Raw genomic sequence first — 19,645 nt, 5'->3', positions numbered from 1 at the left:
CTGGCTTCCGCACGAGATCACTCAGGGATGGTTCCTGAATAACAGAAAAGGGTTTGTGGGTATGAAAAACGTACTGACAGGTGTTCTGGGCGCGGCCGCTTTGGCGTTTACCGCGCCGGTCGCGTCGGCCGACACACTGAGCGACGTGAAGGCCAAGGGCTTTATCCAGTGCGGGGTCAACACCGCTCTGGCCGGGTTCTCGGCGCCGAACGACAAGGGCGAATGGACCGGTCTCGATGTCGACTTCTGCCGTGCCATGGCGGCGGCTGTGTTCGGCGACGGCACCAAGGTGAAGTTCACCGGCCTGAGCGCCAAGGACCGTTTCACCGCCTTGCAGTCGGGCGAAATCGATGTTCTCTCGCGCAACACGACCTGGACGATCAACCGCGATACAGCACTTGGCCTGAACTTTGCCGGCGTCACCTACTATGACGGCCAGGGCTTCATGATCAACGCCAAGAAACTGCCCGGCGTGAACTCCGCGCTCCAGCTTTCGGGCGCCGCCGTTTGCGTGCAGGCCGGCACCACCACCGAACTGAACCTCGCCGACTACTTCCGGGCAAACAAGATGGAATACAACCCGGTGGTCTTCGAGAAATTCGAAGAGGCCAACGCCGCCTATGACGCCGGTCGTTGCGATGCCTACACCACCGACCAGTCCGGCCTCTATGCCGTGCGCCTTCAGATGAGCGCGCCGGACGACCATGTCGTTCTGCCCGAGATCATTTCCAAGGAGCCGCTCGGGCCTTCCGTGCGCCAAGGCGACGACAAGTGGCTGGATATCGCGAAGTGGACCTACTACGCGCTGCTCAATGCTGAAGAAGCCGGCATCACGCAGGCCAATGTCGAGGAAATGAAAGCCTCGGAAAACCCCGACATCAAGCGCCTGCTTGGCGTCGAAGCTGAAACCAAGATCGGCACCGACCTCGGCCTCGACAACGCCTGGGTGGTCAACATCATCAAGGCGACCGGCAATTACGGCGAGATCTTCGAGCGTAACGTCGGCTCGGGCAGCCAGCTGAAGATCGCGCGCGGCATCAACGCGCTGTGGACCAAGGGCGGCCTGCAATACGGCATGCCGATCCGCTGACCGACACACCGGGCCGGAGGGATATCCCTCCGGCCTTCTGGTCTTCGGACCCAAATCAGGGAAGGGGAACCCTGTGGCGTCACAAGAAGCGATTCGTACGAGCGAGCCCACCAAGGCTTCACTTTTCTATGATCCAAAAATCCGTAGCCTGGTATTCCAGGCGCTGCTCATTTTCTTGTTGATCCTCGGCGTCTGGTGGATCATCGACAACACGATTGAGAATTTGCGCCGTTCGAACATCTCGACCGGCTGGGCTTTTCTGCGTGGCCGCGCGGGCTTCGACATATCCGACAGGCTGGTTGAATACACATCAGATTCGACCTTCTTCCGCGCGCTTGTCGTGGGCATTCTCAACACACTGAAGGTCGCTATCGCCGGCATAATCGTCGCGACGGTGGTCGGCTTCCTGGTCGGCATCGGCCGCCTATCCAACAACTGGCTGATCCGCAAGATTTGCACAGTCTATGTCGAGATATTCCGCAACATTCCGCCGCTCCTGGTCATCCTGTTCTGGTATCAGGGCGTGCTGGCCGTACTGCCGGCGGTGCGGGAGAGCATCGAGCTGCCGTTCAACTCGTTCCTTAACGTTCGCGGCTTCTACTTGCCGGCAATTGTTTGGAACGGCAGCGGTTTGATGGTGCTGGGCGGATTAGCAATCGGCCTGGTGCTGAGCTGGTATGTTGCTCGTCGGGCCTATGCTCGCCAGATGGCCACAGGCCAATCCTTTCCGGTGCTATGGGTGAGCCTCGCGCTGATCGTTGGCATGCCTTTGCTGGCCTATTTGTTGAGCGGCATGCCGGCCACAGTCGATTATCCCCAGAAGGGCAACTTCAACCTGACTGGCGGCTCCAACGTGAAGCCGGAATTCCTGTCGCTGTTGCTGGCGCTGTCCTTCTACACGGCCTCGTTCATCGCCGAAATCGTGCGCGCCGGTATTATGGGCGTGCCGAAAGGACAGACAGAGGCCTATTCGGCGCTCGGTCTGCGGCCAGCCAAGGGCCTTCGCCTGGTGGTCATCCCGCAGGCGCTGCGCATCATCATTCCGCCGCTCACGAGCCAGTATCTCAACCTGACCAAGAACTCGACGCTCGGCGTTGCGATCGGCTACCCTGAACTCTACTCGGTTGGCGGCACCATCCTGAACCAGACAGGACAGGCGATCGAGGTCGTGGTGATCTTCATGATCGTTTATCTGTCGATCAGCCTCATCACCTCCGCCTTCATGAACTGGTTCAATACCAAAATGGCGCTGAAGGAGAGATAAGCCATGCAGGAACATGATCTCTCCTGGGTGCGCACCGAGATGGCGCTCGCGCAGGCAGCGCCCAGCTCGCAGGTCGGTGCTGGAGCGTGGATGCGAAAGAACCTGTTCGCGTCGCCTTTCGACACTGCCCTGACGATCCTTGCCGCGCTGGCGCTCGCCTGGGCGCTGCCGCAGATCCTCAACTGGCTGTTTTTCAGCGCCGTGTGGAGCGGCGCCGACCGCACCGCCTGCCTGACGACGGAGCAGGGCGGGTCCTTGCCGGCCGGGTGGACAGGCGCATGCTGGCCTTTCGTCGAGGCGCGCTTGGGCTATTTCACATTCGGCCGCTACCCGCTGGAAGAACGGTGGCGCGTCATTCTGTGCGGCGTCATCTTCCTGGCGCTGCTGGTTCCGCTGCTGACCCCGCGCATTCCGTTCAAGCGGCTGAACGCCATCCTGTTCTTTGCGGTGTTTCCGTTCATAGCATTCTTCCTGCTGCTCGGAGGCTATTTCGGCCTGCCCTATGTCGAGACGCCGCTGTGGGGCGGACTGCTGGTCACGCTGGTGATTTCCTATGTGGGTATCGTCACCTCGCTGCCGCTCGGCATTATCCTGGCGCTCGGGCGGCGCTCCAAAATGCCGATCGTGAAGCTGCTCTCGGTGGTGTTCATCGAGACCGTGCGCGGTGTGCCGCTGGTCGCGGTACTGTTCATGGCGAGCTTCATGCTGCCGCTGTTCGTGCCGCCCGGCATGACTTTCGACAAACTGCTGCGAGCACTGATCGGCGTGGCCCTGTTCTCGTCGGCCTATATGGCCGAGGTGATCCGCGGCGGGCTGCAGGCGATCCCGAAGGGTCAATATGAAGGCGCCGATTCGCTGGGCCTCGGCTATTGGCAGAAGATGGGCCTCATCGTCATGCCCCAGGCGCTGAAGTTGGTGATACCGGGCATCGTCAACACGTTCATCGGCTTGTTCAAGGATACGACACTGGTGCTGATCATCTCGTTGTTCGACCTGCTGGGCACGGTGAAGCAGAGCATTTCGGGCGACCCAACCTGGGCGACGCCGCAAACAGCCAAAACCGGTTACGTATTTGCTGCTGCGGTCTTCTGGATATTCTGCTTCGGCATGTCGCGTTATTCGCAATATATGGAGCGCAGGCTCGACACCGGGCATCGGAAATAAAAGGGGAATATTCGATGGCTATCGAAAACGCAGTTAGCGCCGAAGAGATAAAGGTCGACGCCAAAAAGATGCACGTCTCCGATACGGACGTGGCGATCGACATTGTGGGCATGCACAAATGGTATGGCGAATTCCATGTCCTGAAGGACATCAATCTTCGGGTCATGCGCGGCGAACGCATCGTCATCTGTGGACCCTCCGGCTCCGGCAAATCGACCATGATCCGCTGCATCAACCGGCTGGAAGAGCATCAGAAGGGCAAGATCATTGTCGACGGGAAGGAACTTACCAATGATCTGAAGAAGATCGACGAGGTGCGCCGCGAGGTCGGCATGGTGTTCCAGCACTTCAACCTGTTCCCGCACCTGACCATCCTCGAAAACTGCACTCTTGCACCGATCTGGGTGCGCAAGACGCCGAAGAAGCAGGCCGAGGAAATCGCCATGCACTTCCTGAAGCGGGTGAAGATCCCCGAGCAGGCCAACAAGTATCCGGGCCAGCTCTCCGGCGGCCAGCAGCAGCGCGTGGCGATCGCCCGCTCACTCTGCATGAACCCGCGCATCATGCTGTTCGATGAACCGACCTCCGCGCTCGATCCGGAAATGATCAAGGAAGTGCTGGAGACGATGGTGGGGCTCGCCGAAGAGGGAATGACCATGTTGTGCGTGACCCACGAAATGGGTTTTGCGCGCAAGGTCGCCAATCGCGTCATCTTCATGGACCAGGGCCAGATCGTCGAGCAGAACACGCCTGTCGAGTTCTTCGACCATCCCCGCCACGAGCGCACGAAACTGTTCCTCAGCCAGATCCTGCACTAGGCGGGTCCCCACATGCCTGCAAACGGCGTCGCGAAGTCCGCGGCGCCGTTTTCTGTTGGCACGCAACCCCAAACGCGAAGCGTCCGATGCGAAGAGAGCAACCTCATGGGAGGCATGCTGTCTTGAGACGCTTTTTGCGTGGGCTGTTTGCATTAGTCCTGATCGTGGTGCTGGCCTTCGTGCTCGGAACCATGGTGCCGCGTCCCCTGTTTCACGCCACGGCGCAAGCTGTCGAGCCGCGGAAAATCCTGGTCCTCACCAATCCGATCCACACCGACATCGCCATTCCGGTCGATGCGGCCATGCTTGAGCGGTTCGCTTTTCTGGCCGAAGCCGGGTTGCCGGCAGATCATCCCGAAGCCCGCTGGCTTGTTTTCGGCTGGGGTAGCCGCGCCTTCTATATCGAGACGCCGACCTGGAGCGATCTGAAGCCAGGCCCGGTGTTGAGCGCGCTGACGCTCGACAACTCCGTCATGCATGTCGCCATCTCTGGCGCCATCGACGAAAAAGATCCCGCCGTAAGATCGTTCGGGATTGGCGAAGCCGAATTCGGCAGGTTGGTTGGATTTATCGAGGCGACCTTCGCACGGGAATCCGGCGGCCCCATCTTCATTCCTGGCAAGGGTTATGGCCCGAATGATGGCTTCTTCGAAGCCAATGGCTCATTCACCGCGCTGCTTGGCTGCAACACCTGGACCGCGAGGGGACTGCGAGAAGCCGGCCTGCGGACCGGCTGGTGGAACCCGCTGCCGGCGACGTTGGCCCTGTCGCTGGGACTGCACAATTGAGGCTATACGCCCGGCCTCCACCCGTACAGCCAGTCCACGTCAGCGGCGAGAGCATCCGGCGAGCGGGCTTTCAGGAACAGATCGCGGGCAAGCGCGACCGGACCGCGCGCATGCCAGGCGAAGCGGTTGAGTGCGCCGCGGCGCGCGACGCGTTGGACGCGCAAATGGCGGTCCGCTTCCCACCGGCGAAGTGCTTCCGCTGGATTGTCCCGTGCATCCGAGACCGCGTCGGCCAGCGTTACCGCGTCTTCGATCGCCATCGCAGCACCCTGCGCCGCAAACGGCGTCATCGCATGGGCGGCGTCGCCGATCAGCGCGATCTGCCCCTCGCGGGTCCACGGCCCGGAAGCATCGACGGCATGGACAGGCCATTGGGTCCACGGCCCGGAAGACTGCACCAGTTGAATCAGTTCCGCAGCCGATCCGCGCAAGGCGTTGAGGAGATTGGTGGTCTCCGCCTTGGCCGACCAACCGTCGGCAACACGTTCGCCCGGTGTGAAGGCGACGAGGTTGAAGGCTCTGCCGCCGCGCACGGGATAGACGATCATATGAGCGCCGGGATGCAGGAAGGCGGTAACGACATTGCCGGCGTCGATCCCGGCAAGCATCCTGCCGCCGTCGCTGTCGCTCGATATCGTGGTGCGCCAGGCGAGTTCGCCGACGAAGCGGCTGACAGCCGCCGGGTTGACGAGGCCGCGCGCGGCCGACCACACGCCGTCGGCGCCGACCAGCAGGCCGGTCTCGACACTGGCAGCATCGGCGCCGCTGTTCACTCTCACGCTTATTGCGGAATGCACGACGGAGACACTCTCGAAGGTCATGCCGGTGACGAGTTCGATTGCCTGAACCTGGAGGACCTTTTGCAGGAGGGCCGCCTGCAGGTCGGCGCGATGCGCGACGAGATAGGGCGCCTCCCAGCGACGTTCTGCTGCTTCGCCGAGCGGCACGTGCGCCAGGTCCTTGAGCGTCGCGGCCTTGCGCAGGACGATTGCCTCCGGCTGAACCGCCAATGGCCTCAGCAGGTCGAGCACGCCGAGACGGTCGAGCAGGCGGGTCGCGTTGGGGGAAAGCTGCAGCCCCGCACCGACTTCCTCGAGCTTCTCGGCCCGCTCGAAAACGCGGACGTCAAACCCCTTGGAGGCAAAGGCGAGCGCAGCAGTCAGGCCGGCAATACCGGCGCCGGCAATGACAATCTTTTTAGGCTGCTTCATGGCCCCGTCAGGACCGGAAGAAATCAGGCGACGCGGTCGAGGTAGAGGCAGCCGTCGGGGCGCGTCTCGCTTGCCTTCAAGCCGGCGTCATAACGATAGAGTGTCGAACAGTAGGGGCAGACCTTTTCGTTTTCGCTGCCCATGTCGAGGAAGACATGCGGGTGGTCGAACGGCGCGTTGGCGCCGACGCACATGAATTCCTTGACGCCGATGTCGATCGCGGCGTGGCCGGCATCGTTCTGGAAATGCGGAATGGAGCTGCCCGCCATCATCTTCTCCCGTCAGTGGATCAAGCGCATGATCGGAACCGAATTCTGCGCAAGCGTTTGTAACATAAAGGGCGCGTTTGCAAGCTGTGTGATATCAAACTGTCGCAAAACCCTGTCACGAGATAAAATGATGGGGACCTCACGTCCAGCTGTCATGACGCCGTCACGAAAGAGCCAGAGATGAACGAATTGAAGCCGGTGAGAAGCGATTTTGTCGGCAAGACTGCGGCTGAGGCGGTAGCAGGCAATCCGGACCGCTTCGTCAACCGGGAATTCTCCTGGCTCCAGTTCAACCGGCGTGTGCTCGAGGAATCGCAGAATCCGCACCACCCGCTGCTGGAGCGGGTGCGGTTCCTGTCGATCTCGGCGGCCAACCTCGACGAATTCTTCATGGTGCGCGTCGCCGGTCTCGCCGGGCAGATACGGGAAGGAATTGCGATCAAAAGCCCGGATGGCCGTACGCCTGAACAGCAGCTGGAACAGCTTCTGGTCGAGGTCGAGCGTTTGCAGGCGGATCAGCAGAACAGCCTTTCGGGGCTCGCCGACCTGTTGAAAAAGGAAGGCATCGAAAACGTCCGCCCCGATGCGTTGAACCGCGACGACAAGGCATGGCTACAGGAGCATTTCCTGGAATCGGTGTTTCCGGTCCTGACCCCGCTGTCGATCGACCCCGCGCATCCGTTCCCGTTCATTCCCAATCTGGGTTTCTCGATCGCGCTGCAGCTGCGTCACTTGAAGAACGGCGGTGAAATGACGGCGCTGCTGCGCCTGCCGGTGGCGCTGCGGCGTTTCATCAGGCTGCCCGACCGCAAGGCCGCCGTCCGCTTCATCAGGCTGGAAGACACGGTCGGCATTTTCATCGGAAAGCTTTTCCCCGGCTATGAGGTGAAGGGCTCCGGCACATTCCGCATCATCCGGGACAGCGATATCGAAGTCGAGGAAGAGGCCGAAGACCTGGTGCGGCTTTTCGAGACGGCGCTGAAGCGCCGCCGCCGCGGATCAGTGATCCGCATCGAATTCGACAGCGAGATGCCGGAGGCGCTGCGTGAATTCGTTGCTGGCGAACTCGGCGTGGCGTCATCCCGCATCAGCGTGTTGCGCGGCCCGCTCGCGGTGAACCAGATTTCGGAAATCGTGGCGCTTCCTCGCGACGACCTGAAATTTCAGCCTTACAACCCGCGTTTTCCCGAGCGAATCCGCGATCATGGCGGCGATTGCTTTGCGGCCGTGCGCGAGAAGGACATCGTCGTTCATCACCCCTACGAATCCTTCGACGTTGTCGTGCAGTTCCTGCGCCAGGCTGCCATCGATCCCGAGGTCGTCGCGATCAAGCAGACTCTCTACCGCACCTCCAACGACAGCCCCATCGTTCGCGCGTTGATCGACGCCGCCGAAGCTGGCAAGTCGGTGACGGCGCTGGTCGAGCTCAAGGCGCGTTTCGACGAAGAGGCTAACATCCGCTGGGCGCGCGACCTGGAACGCGCCGGCGTGCAGGTGGTGTTCGGCTTCATCGAATTGAAGACGCATTCCAAAATGTCGCTGGTAGTGCGCCGCGAAGACGGCAAGCTGCGCAACTATGTGCATCTCGGCACCGGCAACTACCATCCGATCACCGCGCGCATCTACACCGACCTGTCCTACTTCACCACGGACCCGGGCATCGCGCGCGATGTGGCCCAAGTGTTCAACTTTATCACCGGCTATGCCGAGCCGGCGCAGGAGATGCGGCTCGCCATCTCGCCGTTCACGCTGCGCAACCGCATCCTCGATCACATCGCCGCCGAGATCGCGCATTTCCGTGCCGGCAAGCCGGCGCGCATCTGGATGAAGATGAATTCGCTGGTCGATCCGATCATCATCGACGCGCTTTACGAGGCAAGCCGCGCTGGCGTCGAGATCGATCTCGTCATCCGCGGCATCTGCTGCCTGAGGCCGCAGGTGCCCGGCCTGTCGGAAAACATCCGGGTCAAATCGATCATCGGCCGATTCCTAGAACACAGCCGCATCTTCTGTTTCGGCAATGGTTGCGGCCTGCCCTCCGACGAGGCGCTCGTCTACATCAGCTCCGCCGACATGATGCCGCGCAACCTCGACCGGCGCGTCGAGACGATGGTTCCGATCACCAACCCGACTGTGCACGAACAGGTGCTCGGCCAGATCATGCTCGGAAACATAATGGACAACCAGCAAAGTTTCGAAGTATTGGCAGACGGTACCTCGAGGCGCATGGCGCCGGACGAGGGAGAGGAACCGTTCAACGCGCAGGAATACTTCATGACCAATCCGAGCCTGTCCGGACGGGGTGATGCCCTGAAATCGCACGCGCCCAAGCGCATCGCGCAGTTCAAGCGCCAACGAAAAGCAAACGCAGCGCAGGGCGTATGATCGCAAATTCACAGGGCCGGTTGCAGGATCGCCGGCCACTGTCCATCATCGACATCGGATCGAACTCGATCCGCCTTGTTGTCTATGAGGGCATAGCACGCTCGCCGACGGTTCTGTTCAACGAGAAGATGCTGGCAGGCCTCGGCCGGGGCCTCGTCACCACGGGCAAGCTGGATCCCGAGGCGGTCAAGAGGGCGGTTTCGGAGTTCAAGCGGTTCCGTGCCTTGTCCGATCAGGCGGGCGCCGAGGAACTTCACGTCATCGCCACCGCCGCGGCGCGCGAGGCTGAAAACGGCCTTGATTTCATTCACCAGGCCGAAGAGATCCTCGGAACCAGGATCAGGGTGCTTTCCGGCCGCGAGGAAGCCTATTATTCGGCGCTCGGCGTCATTTCGGGCTTTCACCCGGCAAACGGCATTGCTGGCGATCTCGGCGGCGGCAGTCTCGAACTGATCGATGTCAACGGCGAGCAGGTTGGCGACGGCATCACCTTGCCGCTCGGCGGTCTGCGCTTGCAGGACATGGCCAAGGGATCGCCGGTCGAAGCCGCCAAGATCGCCAAGCGAGAACTCGCCCGCGCCAAGCTGCTGAAGGCCGGCGAGGGCAGGGTATTCTACTGCGTCGGCGGCACCTGGCGAAATCTTGCCCGGCTGCACATGAACGCGACCGGTTACCCGCTGAGCGTTATGCATCATTACGAGTTCGGCGCCGAAAGTTCGGCGGCGTTCCTGCGCCAGGTCGCCAGGGGCGACATCGAAAAGATCAAGGGCGTCGAGCGTATTTCGAAGAACCGCCGCGCGCTTCTGCCTTATGGCGCCGTCGTGCTGCAGGAAATCATCGCTGCGATGAAGCCGTCGAAGATCGTCGTCTCGGCGCTCGGGGTGCGCGAGGGCTTCCTCTATTCGCTGCTGTCGCCGGAGGATCGCGCGACCGATCCGCTGATTTCGGCGGCGGAGGAACTGGCCTTGCTCAGGGCGCGTTCGGTGACCCATGCGCACGAGCTTGCGCGATGGAGCGGCGAATCGCTGGCCGCGTTCAATATCGACGAAACCGAGGACGAGGCGCGCTATCGCGAGGCCGCCTGCCTGCTTGCCGACATAGGCTGGCGCGCGCATCCCGAATACCGCGGCATGCAATCGCTCAACATCATCGCCCATGCGTCCTTCATCGGCGTCGACCATCCCGGCCGCGCCTACATCGCGCTGGCCAACATGTTCCGGCACGAAGGCGTCTTCGACGATTCGGTTGCAACTGAAATGCGCACCCTGGCAACGCCGCGCTATCTGGAACGGGCGCGCCTGCTCGGTGCGCTGTTGCGGGTGGTCTATCTCCTTTCGGCGTCGATGCCGGGCGTTATCCCGAAGCTGAAATGGCGATCGCAACCGAATGGCGGGCTGGCGCTGGTTATCCCGGCTTCGCACGCCGGGCTGGACGGTGAAAGGCCGGCCGGACGGCTGGCGCAACTGGCAAGGATCACCGGACGCAATCTCGAACTGGTTGTCGGGCCGCCCGAGCCGACCTGATCGAAAGCCGGGCTCAGGCGTCCGCGGTCTGCTTGCGCGTCTCGAAGACCGCGATCTTGCGCTTTTCGAATTTCAGGGCGATCTCGCCGCGCACCAGTTGCAGCGCCTTGTCGCCGAACACTTCCTTGCGCCAGCCATGCAGGGCGGGAACGTCGGCCTTCTCGCCTTCGGCGGCAAGGCGGTCGATGTCGTCGCCGGAGGCCAGCACCTTGGCGGCGACGCCTTCGGCCTCGGCGACCAGGCGCAGCAGCACTTTCAGGAGTTCGGCGGCGGCACTCGACCCCTCCTGCGATTGCGGAACCTTCGGCAGTTTCGGCATGGCGTCCTTGGGGAGGCCGAGTGCCGTGTTGACCACCGCCAGCAGCGCGGTCGCCGTGGACGACCGCTCCCAGCCCTTTGGCGTGGTGCGCAGGCGCCCGAGCGCCGTCGCGTCGCGCGGCGCCTGCTGCGCCACCTCATAGATCGCGTCGTCCTTGAGCACACGCCCGCGCGGTACGTTGCGTTCTCGCGCCTCCCGCTCGCGCCATGCCGCCACTGCCTGTACGACGGCCAGTTCCTGCGGCTTGCGAAGCCGCATCTTCAGGCGCTTCCAAGCGTCTTCGGGATGCGGATCATAGGTCTGGCGCGAGGTCAGCACTTCCATCTCTTCGTTCAGCCAGTGGGCGCGGTTCTCGCGCTCCAGCTCGGCCTTCAGATGGACGTAGACGTCGATCAGGTGGGTGACGTCGGCGACCGCATATTCGAGCTGCTTGTCCGACAGCGGCCGGTGGCGCCAGTCGGTGAAACGCGACGACTTGTCAAGACGCACGCCGGTGATCTTCTGCACCAGCTGGTCGTAGGAGACGCTGTCGCCGAAACCGCAGACCATCGCCGCAACCTGGGTATCGAAAACGGGATGCGGGATGAGGCCGCCGCGATGGAAGATGATTTCGATGTCCTGGCGGGCGGCGTGAAACACCTTGGTCACCGCCTCGTTGGCCATCAGATAGAAGAAGGGCTGGAGGTCGATGTCGGGCGCAAGCGGATCGACAAGGGCAGTGATGCCCGGCGCGGCCATTTGAATCAGGCAAAGTTCCGGCCAGAACGTCGTCTCGCGGATGAACTCGGTGTCGACGGTGATGAATTCGGATTTCGCAAGCTCGCGGACAACCGAATCCAGTTCATTTTGTGTTTTTATCAGATGCATCAAGGTCTCTTTAGGCGAGGAATGCGGTCTTGTCTCGCGCGACGGACGATTTCGGTAGGCCATCCACCGTTCTGTTTAGGGTTTGCTTGGCGGCTTGTCGCTGTCGCCGTTGCGTTTGGCCAGGCGGGAAAACACCGTCGATGTCCTCAGCAAATTCATGAAGTGGCTACGTTGACCGGCCGGCACGCTGCCGCGCGCGCTCATGCGGTAGAAGATGATCAGGATAAAGATCGCGTAGACGGTTGCCGTGAAGATAAACAGCGATTGCGGCCCGAAACGTTCCATGACCCAAGACGCGGCGATCGGTCCGCCGATCGCTCCGAACGAATAGAACAGCATGAGTGCGGCGTTGATGAGCACGAACTCTCCCTTGCCGGCCCGATCGTTGGCATGCGCGGCCGACAGCGAGAACAGCGGCATCGCGAACGAGCCGAAAATGAAAACGAGGACGAAATTCGCCAGGGGGTTGGTGCCGGCGAGAAAGACGATGCCGAGTGCGGAAAGCAACGCGCCGCTGGTGCTGAGCAGCAGCACCATGCGCCGGTCCCACAGATCCGACAGGTAGCCCAGCGGATACTGGATGATGGCGCCGCCGACGATGCCGACGCTTACAAAGGTGACGATATCGGCCACCGACATGCCGATTTCCTCAGCATAGACGGGCGAAAGCGTACGGAACGCACTGTTGGTGACGCCGACGGCGATGCAGCCGATGCAGCCGAGCGGCGATATCAGCCAAACGCGCCCCAAGTCGAGCTTGACGTCTTCCGGTGGCGTGGGATTGGAGCGGTCCCCCAGCGACACCGGCACCAGCGACAGGGTGATCATGATCGACATGATGGCAAACAGCGTGAAGCCGCCTGAACCAAAGATCGGGATCATGAACTGCGCCCCGGTGACCGAACCGATATCGACGATGCGATAGAGCGCCAGCACGCGCGCGCGATCGTGATTGGAGACACCGGAATTGAGCCAGCTCTCCATCACAGTGAAGAGGCCGGCAAAACAGAAGCCGCTGGCGAAGCGGATCACCGACCAGGAGATGGGATCGATGATCAGCACCAGGAGCAGCGTGCCCGCCGAAGCGATCGCCGCCAGCGCGGAGAAGGACCGCACATGGCCGACCGCCTTCATGATGCGCGTGATGGCAAGGCAACCGAGCAGAAAGCCGCCGAAATAAGATGTGCCCATGAAGCCGATGACAGCCGGCGAAAAGCCTTCCTGCGCGCCGCGAAGCGCGATCAAGGTGCTTTGCATTCCGTTGCCGCCGAGCAGAATGCCGGCGGCGATCAGAAGCGGAATCAACAGACGGATGGAGGACATTCAAGCGGGTGCGCGAAGGAAAGGATATTTCTCTATAGTCGCAACCGCGGTGCAATGCGACCTTGCATCGTCTGGAACGATGCATTTGGCGGCTCTGCGCCAATCCTCTTTGTCCGGGTTCGAGACTACGTGTTGCGCAGCCGAGGCCGAAGAAGGGACGCGGACATGATCACCTTGAACGTCAGTACGAGCATCGACGACGAAGCCGCCCGTTTCATCGGCGACGGTCTGGACAACTATAATGTCGAGAATGCCGGACCCTACAACGAGGAGGATCTTTGGATCGTCGCGCGCAACGGCGATGGATCGGTGATCGGCGGCCTCAAGGGCGTGTCCGAATATTCCTGGCTGTTCGTTGCCTGGCTGTGGATCGGCGCCGAACACCGCAAGCTGGGCCTCGGCGTACAACTGCTGGCCAAGGCCGAGGAAATCGCCAGGCAGCGCGGCTGCCTCGGCATCTATCTCGATTCATTTACGTTCCAGGCCCCGGAATTCTACAAACGGCAGGGATATGAGGAGTTTGGGCGTATCGACAATTTCCCGCCCGGCCATTCGCGCGTCTGGCTGAAGAAGGCGCTTTGAAGCGAAGTCCGCTCTTTACGTAAGGCGAGGGGGCGGCATCATCTCCTTGCTGTGCTCCATGGCCGCGAGGTTCGCGGAACCAGAGTATAATGCCGCCTTTCTCCTCACCTTGACAAAAGCCGGCACCCATGCGCTTTTCCCGCAAATTTTCGGGCCCGGCGCATGCTGTGCCGCCCGGTCAAAATGAATCCTTCAAAAACCGGAATGCCAGTCTCATGCACCGTTACCGCAGCCATACCTGCGCCGAACTGAAGAAATCCGATGTCGGCTCGACCGTCCGCCTCTCTGGCTGGGTGCATCGCGTGCGCGATCACGGCGGTCTTCTGTTCATCGACCTTCGCGACCATTACGGCCTGACGCAGATCGTCGCCGATCCGGATTCGCCGGCCTTCAAGGCAGCCGAGACGGTGCGCGGCGAATGGGTCATCCGCGTCGACGGCGAGGTCAAGGCGCGTGCGCCGGAGACCATCAACGCCAACATGCCGACCGGCGAGATCGAGATCTATGCTGTCGACATCGAGGTTCTGTCGGCGGCGAAGGAATTGCCGCTGCCGGTGTTCGGCGAGCCGGATTATCCAGAAGACATTCGCCTGAAATATCGCTTCCTCGACCTGCGCCGCGACACGTTGCACAAGAACATCATCGCCCGCACAAAAATCATCGCCGAGATGCGCAGGCGCATGGGGGAGGTCGGCTTCACCGAATTCTCGACGCCGATCCTGACGGCTTCGAGCCCGGAAGGCGCGCGCGACTTCCTGGTGCCGTCGCGCATTCATGCCGGCAAGTTCTATGCGCTGCCGCAGGCGCCGCAGCAGTACAAGCAGCTGATCATGATGTCGGGCTTTGACCGCTATTTCCAGATCGCGCCCTGCTTCCGCGACGAGGACCCTCGCGCCGACCGCCTGCCTGGTGAATTCTACCAGCTCGACCTCGAAATGAGCTTTGTCGAACAGGACGATGTGCTGAGCACCATGGAGCCGGTACTGCGCGGCGTCTTCGAGACGTTTGCCAATGGAAAGCCGGTGACGCAGAAATTCCCGCGCATCCCCTATGATGTCGCCATGCGCAAATATGGTTCCGATAAGCCGGACCTGCGCAATCCGATCGTCATGGAAGCGGTTTCCGACCATTTCCGTGATTCCGGCTTCAAGGTTTTCGCCAATATCCTTGCCAACGACCCCAAGGCCGAAGTCTGGGGCATTCCGGCCAAGACCGGCGGTTCCCGCGCGTTCTGCGACCGCATGAACTCATGGGCGCAGGGCGAGGGCCAGCCCGGGCTCGGCTACATTTTCTGGCGCAAGGAAGGCGACAAGCTGGAGGGTGCGGGCCCGATTGCCAAGAACATCGGCGAGGAGCGCACCGAGGCAATCCGCCAGCAACTCGGCCTGGCCGACGGCGACGCTGCATTCTTCGTCGCCGGCGATCCGAAGAAGTTCGTCTCGTTTGCTGGTGCTGCGCGCACCCGCGCCGGCGAGGAACTGAACCTCGTCGACCGCGAGCGGTTCGAACTGTGCTGGATTGTCGATTTCCCGTTCTTCGAGTGGAACGAAGAGGAAAAGCGCGTCGATTTCGGCCACAACCCCTTCTCGATGCCGCAAGGCGGTATCGATGCGCTCGCGAACGAAGAGCCGCTCGGCATCAAGGCGTTCCAGTACGACATGGTCTGCAACGGCTTCGAGATCGCTTCCGGGGGCATCCGCAACCATCTCCCGGAAACCATGGTCAAGGCGTTCGAGATCGTCGGCCTGAACCGCGAGACGGTCGAGCAGAATTTCGGCGGCCTCTACCGCGCCTTCCAGTATGGCGCGCCGCCGCATGGCGGCATGGCGGCCGGTGTCGACCGCATCGTCATGCTTCTGGTGGGAGCAAAGAACCTGCGCGAGATCACCATGTTCCCGATGAACCAGCAGGCTCAGGATCTCCTGATGAACGCGCCCTCCGAAGCGACGCCGACGCAACTCAGGGAGCTGTCGCTGCGCGTGGTGCAGCAGAAGAAGGACTGAGGTTCTTCCCGTAATCAAAAAGCCCGGCATCGCTGCCGGGCTTTTTTGTTTGGGCGGTGTGCCTCTATTCCGCGACCTGGTTCGCCGTGACGGTGACGCCGAGCGTCTTCGGCAGTTCCTGCGGCGCAGTCATCGCGCCGGCCGCCAGCAGCGCAAACGGCACCGGCGAGGCGGGGGCGGCAGCGATCTCGATCGACTTCGGGTCGTCGAGATAGGCATTCACCGCTTCGCTGACGTTCTTCGTCAGATCGGCGTTGTTGAGCTGCGCCATCAGGAAAGGCACTACCGCCTTCGTCTGCGTGGCGATGTCTTCGGGCTTCGCGCCCTGCTGCCTGGCGACGTATTCCAGCACCTTTCCGGTCAGCGAATCGTCGTCGAAGCGGATCGTTGCAGCGTTGAAGGTGAGCTGCTGCATCAGACCAAGCATGGCCAAGCCCTGGGCGGAATTGTCGGCGCCGGCAGGTTGTTGCGCCATCTTCTTCTGCATCTCCTGCATGGCCTTGATGAAGTCCGGCGTGTAGCCGGCAAGATCGAATGTCAGGCCCAGCCTGCCTGCGTTCTCGATCGTGATGTCATACTGGGTCAGCCCCATGCGCCCGTCCACAGGCTGCCACGTTCCCGCCATCTCGAAAGTGCCGTTGACGGTGTTGTAGCCCAGTGCCTCGACGACCTTCCGGGCTTCCGTGTCCTCCACTGCAGACATTAGGTCGGCGCTGAACTTTTCGGCGGCGCCCGAAAACGCCAGCGGCGCGCCATCCTTCGGCGCGGTGATCTGGACATGCAGATCGTTCATCGAAAACAGCTGTTTGTCGGCCCTTCTTACCGAAACGGTGCCGAGTTCGGCGGTCTCGTAAAGCATGATCGAAGCCAAGGGATCGGTCGACCCTTCAGGTGGCAGCGACAGGCCGGTCAGTTGGGCGCCAGAAATGTCGATGTTCAAGCCGCTTTGCGCGAGCGCATAGGTCGGCAGGGTAACCTTGCCGATGCGATAGCCGCCGTTGACCTCGGAGATTTCGTCGAGCGTGACATCTCCGATCAGGCTGGTCGCCGGTTCGTTCGCGAGCTTCAAACTGGCGCCTTCGAGCACGATCCGGGGGCCGGTTTCGGTGACCTTGGTCCAGCTGACATCCATGCCCTGGCCGGCCAGCAAGGCCTTCAGGCGATCGGCGACAGCATTTGCTTCCAGCGCCTGGGCGGCCGACAGCGGCAGCACGACAAGAACAACGGAAAGCGCAAGCTTCTTGAGAAGCGGGGGGTGGATGGTCATGGCACTGTCCCTGAGAGATTTTTTTGAAACTGTAGCACCGTTCCTGTCGCGGAAGAACTGGACTGGAAGAAGGCGCGCGGCGTGGAGATTGGTCGAAATTTTCGGAAAAAGGCAAATCGAAAACGCCCAAAGCTGCGGATGACGTTAAGCGGACCTTTCCACGGGCCCGCCTCTTGCCGCGAATCAGTGGCTCGGATAGTCCAAAACCATGGGAAAAAGCCATATTCCGCCCGGTTCCGACGGCGGTGATCACATCGAGCCGGTCGATCTGAAGAAGGCGCTGGAAGAGCGCTATCTCGCTTACGCGCTGTCGACCATCATGCACCGGGCGCTGCCCGACGTGCGCGACGGCCTGAAGCCGGTGCACCGCCGCATCATGCATGCGATGCGGCTCTTGCGCCTCAACCCCGACCAGGGTTTCGCCAAATGCGCCCGCATCGTCGGCGAGGTGATGGGCAAGTTCCACCCGCATGGCGACCAGTCGATCTACGACGCGCTGGTGCGCCTCGCCCAGGATTTCGCGGTCCGTTATCCGCTGGTCGACGGCCAGGGCAACTTCGGCAATATCGACGGCGATAACGCCGCCGCCATGCGCTACACCGAGGCGCGCATGACCGAGGTGGCGACCGAACTGCTTTCGGGCATCGCCGAGGACGCCGTCGATTTCCGCCCGACCTACAACGAGGAGGACGAGGAGCCGGTGGTGCTGCCCGGCGCCTTCCCGAACATCCTCGCCAACGGCTCGTCGGGAATCGCGGTCGGCATGGCGACCTCGATCCCGCCGCACAATGCGGCCGAACTCTGCACCGCGGCGCTGCACCTGATCGACAACCCCAACGCGCCTGTCGAAGCCCTGATGAGCAAGGGGCATGAAGACGGGCTGGTGCAAGGACCGGATTTCCCGACAGGCGGCATTGTCGTCGATAGCCATGCGTCGATTATGGAAGCCTACGAGACCGGCCGCGGCGGCTTCCGGGTCCGTGCCCGCTGGCACCAAGAAGACCAGGGCAGGGGCACCTGGAACATCGTCGTTACCGAAATTCCCTATCAGGTGCAGAAGGCGCGGCTGATCGAGAAGATCGCCGAGCTTCTGGTGGCGCGCAAGCTGCCGCTTTTGGAAGACGTGCGCGACGAGAGCGCCGAGGACATCCGGCTTGTGCTGGTGCCGAAGAGCCGTGCCGTCGACCCCGGCCTTTTGATGGAATCGGTGTTCAAGCTGACCGAGCTGGAGAGCCGTTTTCCGCTCAACATGAACGTGCTGTCGCGCGGCAAGGTGCCGAATGTCCTTTCGCTGAAGGACGTGCTCAAGGAGTGGCTGGAACACCGCAAGGACGTGCTGGTGCGCCGTTCCAGGCACCGGCTGGCCGAGATCGAGCGCCGGCTGGAAGTGCTCGGCGGCTACCTCATCGCCTATCTCAACATCGACGAGGTCATCCGCATCATCCGCGAGGAGGATGAGCCCAAGCAAGTGATGATGGCCAAGTGGGCGCTGACGGACGTCCAGGCCGAGGCTGTGCTCAATCTCAGGCTGCGTCAGCTGCGCAAGCTCGAGGAAATGGAGATTCGCAAGGAGTTCGACGGGCTCTCCGCCGAAAAGAAGCAGATCGAGGCGCTGCTCGGCTCGGTCGAAAAGCAGTGGAAGACGATCCGCTGGGAGGTCGAGCAGGTGCGTGAGAAGTTCGGCACGGATACCGAACTCGGCAAGCGCCGCACCACCTTCGCCGATGCGCCCGAGCACGACCTGACCGACATCCACCACGCGATGATCGAGAAGGAGCCGGTGACGGTGGTCGTCTCCGAAAAGGGCTGGCTGCGGGCGATGAAGGGGCATCTGTCGGATTTCTCGACACTGACCTTCAAGGAAGGCGATTCGCTCAAGCTCGCTTTCCCCGCCCAGACGACCGACAAGATCATCGTCTTCACCACCGGCGGAAAATTCTACACCATCGGCGCCGACCGGCTGCCGGGTGGGCGTGGCCATGGCGAACCGATCCGCATCATCGTCGACATGGACAATGACCAGGACATCGTCACCGCCTTCGTGCACAATCCGGAGCGCAAGCTGCTGGTCGCCTCGCACCAGGGCAACGGCTTCGTTGTCCCGGAAGCGGAGGTCGTCGCCAACACCCGCAAGGGCAAGCAGGTGATGAACGTCAAGGCGCCGGACGAGGCGACGCGCTGCGTGGCGGTGGCGGGGGACCATCTGGCGATCGTCGGCGAAAACCGGAAACTGCTGGTGTTTCCGCTGGCCGAAATCCCCGAAATGGGACGCGGCAAGGGCGTGCGGCTGCAGAAGTACAAGGACGGCGGCGTGCTCGACCTGAAAACCTTCGCCATGGAAAGCGGGCTTTCCTGGCTGGATTCGGCCGATCGCGTATTCACCCGCAGCCGCGAGGAACTGGCCGAATGGATCGGCGCCCGGGCGTCGGCCGGCCGCATGGTGCCGAAGGGTTTCCCGAGAACCGGCAAGTTCGGGTAGGACAGCGGCGACGGTCATTTCTGACCTGTTTCTGTTCACGTCCACGCTGCCCCTCACCCTTACCCTCTCCCCGTGAAGGACGGGGAGAGGGGCGTTGCGTTCCTCCGTGTTTCTCTGGTCTGCCAGCTTCTGCTCCTTGTTCGGAAGGACCCCCTCTCCGTCTCGGCTTCGCCTCGACACCTCTCCCCCATTTTCATGGGGGCGAGGAACCCAAGCTGGAAGGGCGCTGGCATCGCGGCAGCGGTTCCTCGCCCCTGCGAAGCGGGGGAGAGGTGTCGAGGCGAAGCCGAGGC

The 19,645-nt window shown here is 62.0% G+C and carries 15 protein-coding genes; 10 read left to right on the top strand and 5 right to left on the bottom strand.

Going from position 1 to position 19,645, the window contains the following annotated elements; genetic code table 11:
- Nucleotides 1-61: 61 nt before the first annotated feature.
- The 5 genes from F3H98_RS21890 to F3H98_RS21870 all read left to right on the top strand — a co-directional run bounded on the left by F3H98_RS21890 (nt 62) and on the right by F3H98_RS21870 (nt 5,124).
- Nucleotides 62-1,090 (top strand): amino acid ABC transporter substrate-binding protein, encoded by a 1,029-nt coding sequence (locus F3H98_RS21890; RefSeq protein WP_149762463.1) that lies wholly within the window; start codon nt 62-64, stop codon nt 1,088-1,090.
- Between the two features lie 73 nt (nt 1,091-1,163).
- The gene (locus F3H98_RS21885) at nt 1,164-2,354 is read left to right on the top strand and encodes an amino acid ABC transporter permease (protein ID WP_149762462.1); all 1,191 of its coding nucleotides are present in this window, start codon (nt 1,164-1,166) and stop codon (nt 2,352-2,354) included.
- 3 nt (nt 2,355-2,357) lie between these two features.
- The gene (locus F3H98_RS21880) at nt 2,358-3,518 is read left to right on the top strand and encodes an amino acid ABC transporter permease (protein WP_149762461.1); all 1,161 of its coding nucleotides are present in this window, start codon (nt 2,358-2,360) and stop codon (nt 3,516-3,518) included.
- A gap of 14 nt (nt 3,519-3,532) precedes the next feature.
- A complete protein-coding gene (locus F3H98_RS21875) occupies nt 3,533-4,336 on the top strand; it encodes an amino acid ABC transporter ATP-binding protein (protein WP_149762460.1) in 804 nt (267 codons plus the stop codon).
- 122 nt (nt 4,337-4,458) lie between these two features.
- Nucleotides 4,459-5,124 carry a TIGR02117 family protein gene (locus F3H98_RS21870; RefSeq protein ID WP_244621844.1) on the top strand — a complete coding sequence of 222 codons (666 nt, stop codon included), beginning with the start codon at nt 4,459-4,461 and terminating at the stop codon, nt 5,122-5,124.
- 2 nt (nt 5,125-5,126) lie between these two features.
- Here the strand turns inward: F3H98_RS21870 and F3H98_RS21865 are convergent, their stop codons facing one another.
- Together F3H98_RS21865 and F3H98_RS21860 are read right to left on the bottom strand one after the other, a co-directional pair.
- On the bottom strand, nt 5,127-6,335 hold the full coding sequence (locus tag F3H98_RS21865) for an FAD-dependent monooxygenase (protein ID WP_149762458.1): 1,209 nt from the start codon (nt 6,333-6,335) through the stop codon (nt 5,127-5,129).
- Nucleotides 6,336-6,358: 23 nt separating this feature from the next.
- Nucleotides 6,359-6,604: a zinc-finger domain-containing protein gene (locus tag F3H98_RS21860; protein WP_149762457.1), complete on the bottom strand. Its 246-nt coding sequence runs from the start codon at nt 6,602-6,604 to the stop codon at nt 6,359-6,361.
- Nucleotides 6,605-6,784: 180 nt separating this feature from the next.
- On the opposite strand from F3H98_RS21860, the gene F3H98_RS21855 reads away from it, so the two are divergent.
- Both F3H98_RS21855 and ppx read left to right on the top strand, forming a co-directional pair.
- Entirely contained in the window at nt 6,785-8,989 is a 2,205-nt protein-coding gene (locus F3H98_RS21855) for an RNA degradosome polyphosphate kinase (RefSeq protein WP_149762456.1), read from the top strand.
- Complete coding sequence (gene ppx / locus F3H98_RS21850; protein ID WP_149762455.1) at nt 8,986-10,512, top strand: exopolyphosphatase; 1,527 nt, start codon at nt 8,986-8,988, stop codon at nt 10,510-10,512. Before F3H98_RS21855 ends, ppx begins: the two co-directional genes overlap by 4 nt.
- 13 nt (nt 10,513-10,525) lie before the next feature.
- On the opposite strand, the gene rnd is transcribed toward ppx, so the two are convergent.
- Together rnd and F3H98_RS21840 are read right to left on the bottom strand one after the other, a co-directional pair.
- A complete protein-coding gene (gene rnd, locus F3H98_RS21845; protein WP_149762454.1) occupies nt 10,526-11,698 on the bottom strand; it encodes a ribonuclease D in 1,173 nt (390 codons plus the stop codon).
- A 75-nt stretch (nt 11,699-11,773) separates the two neighbouring features.
- On the bottom strand, nt 11,774-13,021 hold the full coding sequence (locus F3H98_RS21840) for an MFS transporter (protein ID WP_149762453.1): 1,248 nt from the start codon (nt 13,019-13,021) through the stop codon (nt 11,774-11,776).
- Between the two features lie 165 nt (nt 13,022-13,186).
- Here F3H98_RS21840 and F3H98_RS21835 point away from each other — a divergent pair, with 165 nt between their 5' ends.
- Together F3H98_RS21835 and aspS are read left to right on the top strand one after the other, a co-directional pair.
- Nucleotides 13,187-13,603, top strand: a complete 417-nt coding sequence (locus F3H98_RS21835) for a GNAT family N-acetyltransferase (RefSeq protein ID WP_149762452.1) — start codon at nt 13,187-13,189, stop codon at nt 13,601-13,603.
- A 215-nt stretch (nt 13,604-13,818) separates the two neighbouring features.
- Nucleotides 13,819-15,606, top strand: coding sequence for an aspartate--tRNA ligase (gene aspS / locus F3H98_RS21830; protein ID WP_149762451.1), 1,788 nt, complete (start codon nt 13,819-13,821; stop codon nt 15,604-15,606).
- Between the two features lie 64 nt (nt 15,607-15,670).
- Here aspS and F3H98_RS21825 read toward each other — a convergent pair whose 3' ends face one another.
- A complete protein-coding gene (locus tag F3H98_RS21825) occupies nt 15,671-16,873 on the bottom strand; it encodes a hypothetical protein (protein WP_149762450.1) in 1,203 nt (400 codons plus the stop codon).
- Nucleotides 16,874-17,081: 208 nt separating this feature from the next.
- On the opposite strand from F3H98_RS21825, the gene parC reads away from it, so the two are divergent.
- Complete coding sequence (gene parC, locus F3H98_RS21820; RefSeq protein ID WP_149762449.1) at nt 17,082-19,352, top strand: DNA topoisomerase IV subunit A; 2,271 nt, start codon at nt 17,082-17,084, stop codon at nt 19,350-19,352.
- Nucleotides 19,353-19,645 lie beyond the last annotated feature (293 nt).

Origin of the sequence: Neomesorhizobium albiziae, from assembly GCF_900114255.1 — a bacterium.
Lineage (GTDB): Bacteria > Pseudomonadota > Alphaproteobacteria > Rhizobiales > Rhizobiaceae > Neomesorhizobium > Neomesorhizobium albiziae.
The sequence above is the reverse complement of the archived record's forward strand: the minus strand, read 5'-3'. Positions and strand labels throughout refer to the sequence as shown.

Excerpts from the sequence above, each read along its gene's own strand:
- F3H98_RS21890 (WP_149762463.1), top strand. The coding sequence starts at position 62 with ATGAAAAACGTACTGACAGGTGTTCTGGGCGCGGCCGCTTTGGCGTTT.
- F3H98_RS21880 (WP_149762461.1), top strand. The coding sequence starts at position 2,358 with ATGCAGGAACATGATCTCTCCTGGGTGCGCACCGAGATGGCGCTCGCG.
- F3H98_RS21875 (WP_149762460.1), top strand. The coding sequence starts at position 3,533 with ATGGCTATCGAAAACGCAGTTAGCGCCGAAGAGATAAAGGTCGACGCC.
- F3H98_RS21865 (WP_149762458.1), bottom strand. The coding sequence starts at position 6,335 with ATGAAGCAGCCTAAAAAGATTGTCATTGCCGGCGCCGGTATTGCCGGC.
- F3H98_RS21860 (WP_149762457.1), bottom strand. The coding sequence starts at position 6,604 with ATGGCGGGCAGCTCCATTCCGCATTTCCAGAACGATGCCGGCCACGCC.
- F3H98_RS21855 (WP_149762456.1), top strand. The coding sequence starts at position 6,785 with ATGAACGAATTGAAGCCGGTGAGAAGCGATTTTGTCGGCAAGACTGCG.
- ppx (WP_149762455.1), top strand. The coding sequence starts at position 8,986 with ATGATCGCAAATTCACAGGGCCGGTTGCAGGATCGCCGGCCACTGTCC.
- rnd (WP_149762454.1), bottom strand. The coding sequence starts at position 11,698 with ATGCATCTGATAAAAACACAAAATGAACTGGATTCGGTTGTCCGCGAG.
- F3H98_RS21840 (WP_149762453.1), bottom strand. The coding sequence starts at position 13,021 with ATGTCCTCCATCCGTCTGTTGATTCCGCTTCTGATCGCCGCCGGCATT.
- F3H98_RS21835 (WP_149762452.1), top strand. The coding sequence starts at position 13,187 with ATGATCACCTTGAACGTCAGTACGAGCATCGACGACGAAGCCGCCCGT.
- aspS (WP_149762451.1), top strand. The coding sequence starts at position 13,819 with ATGCACCGTTACCGCAGCCATACCTGCGCCGAACTGAAGAAATCCGAT.
- F3H98_RS21825 (WP_149762450.1), bottom strand. The coding sequence starts at position 16,873 with ATGACCATCCACCCCCCGCTTCTCAAGAAGCTTGCGCTTTCCGTTGTT.
- parC (WP_149762449.1), top strand. The coding sequence starts at position 17,082 with ATGGGAAAAAGCCATATTCCGCCCGGTTCCGACGGCGGTGATCACATC.